At 30.1% G+C, this 1,518-nt stretch carries 3 protein-coding genes; 2 read left to right on the top strand and 1 reads right to left on the bottom strand.

The genetic code is table 11. The features are described 5' to 3' along the window. Positions 1–252, bottom strand: a 252-nt coding sequence (locus JO950_RS22395; RefSeq protein WP_237732428.1) for a hypothetical protein, incomplete at its 3' end; no start/stop codon positions are given. Between the two features lie 80 nt (positions 253–332). On the opposite strand from JO950_RS22395, the gene JO950_RS21830 reads away from it, so the two are divergent. Then, positions 333–539, top strand: coding sequence for a helix-turn-helix domain-containing protein (locus tag JO950_RS21830; protein WP_202704530.1), 207 nt, complete (start codon positions 333–335; stop codon positions 537–539). A gap of 63 nt (positions 540–602) precedes the next feature. Beyond that, on the top strand, positions 603–1,518 hold a 916-nt coding region (locus tag JO950_RS21825; RefSeq protein ID WP_237732427.1), incomplete at its 3' end, for an AAA family ATPase.

The raw sequence follows: 1,518 nt of genomic DNA, 5'->3' as shown, positions 1-1,518 counted from the left end.
ATCATATATAAAATCGTTGATTTCTTCTCCTTCAGAATCAAACTTTAAAACGATCCTTGAACATAATTTATCTACCCAATTCTCAATTTCTTCAAAAGAATCAATGTTATTTAGAAAAGACAAAAGCTCATTTTGATCTGAAAAATCATCTATGAACATAACAATGTCCTCTTTAAAACTATCTGCATAATTTTCATGTGCTTGCAACAAATAACTTTCTAAATGTCGAACCTTCTTATTAAAACTTAACATAGGAATTTTATTTCAAAGATAAGCAAAAACCCGACTATACTCCGTTGTTTTAGAGTCTACATTTTGCAATTTTTGTTAACATGGATATTAAACAAAAATTCGGACTCAAAATTAAGGAGCTTAGAAAACTCAAAGGATTATCTCAAGAAAAGCTGGCCAATTTAGCAGAGATCGATCGAACTTATTTACCGACGATTGAAAAAGGTGAAAGAAATGTCTCTATTGAAGTTGTTGAGCGATTAGCGAACGCTTTAGAAGTAAATATAAAAGATTTATTTGATGAATGATATTAATATGATTGTAATAAATAAAGTTGAGGATAATTGTAAAATAATACTCTAATAAAAGATATGAGCAAAGAAAATATAAGTATTACAAATGTATTAGAATTCATTAGGCTGAAGGCAGAAGAATTTGGAGCAAATAATGATAAGGAGTTTAATAAATCATATGTTGAGAGAAATAATACTAAGCCAGACGTGCTTAAAGATAGAGGAGCTTTTTTTGGTTTTATTCATCCGGAAGAAGAATCTGGAGGACCATTCCATGATTTTTCATTAACTATTTTTCCAAGTATTGACAATAAACCTTGGTTGGTTTGTTTAGGTATTGGGTCAAGCGGTTTCAAAAATGATTATGAGCTTGCTAACTATCCTGGAGTAAGAAGACTTTTTTCAAAACTCATTAATGAAAAAGGGTATTGTAAATCAGATTTTGCAGATATAGAAACACCTTTACCAAAAACGATTGCTAATAGTGAAGATCTAGAGCAAATAAAAAACACGATAAAGACTTACACAAAAGTTTTACCTGCTTGCCAAATTGTTGAAAATCCTGAAAGTGAAGAAGGAAAGAAAATAATAACTGCATTTGTTGCTGGTTATGCGAAACTTAGAAATTGGCCATCTAATAAGGATCAACGTAAAGCAATTTCAGAAGCTTTAAAACCTTTTTTTGAAGAAGATAAAAAAAATGAAGTTGAAGAAATAAAAAGCCTCCTTAGTGATAGGAAATATGTTGTTCTTCAAGGATCTCCGGGAACCGGTAAGACTAGAACGGCGAAGGAAGTTGCAGAAAAAATAAAAGCAAAGACATTTTTTACTCAATTTCACGCAGAAACAAGTTTTTCTGATTTTATATTTGGTATTCGACCAGATTTGAGTAATAATGAACTTCTCTATAAAGAAAATTTAGGGATTTTTACCAGAGCTTTGAAGTATGCGAAAGAAAATAGTAGCGAAAAAATAATTTTAATAATTGATGAGA

The organism is Flavobacterium sp. UGB4466 (genome assembly GCF_903469665.1).
Lineage (GTDB): Bacteria > Bacteroidota > Bacteroidia > Flavobacteriales > Flavobacteriaceae > Flavobacterium > Flavobacterium lipolyticum.
Note: the sequence above shows the minus strand (reverse complement) of the source record. Positions and strands in the feature narration are given on the sequence as shown.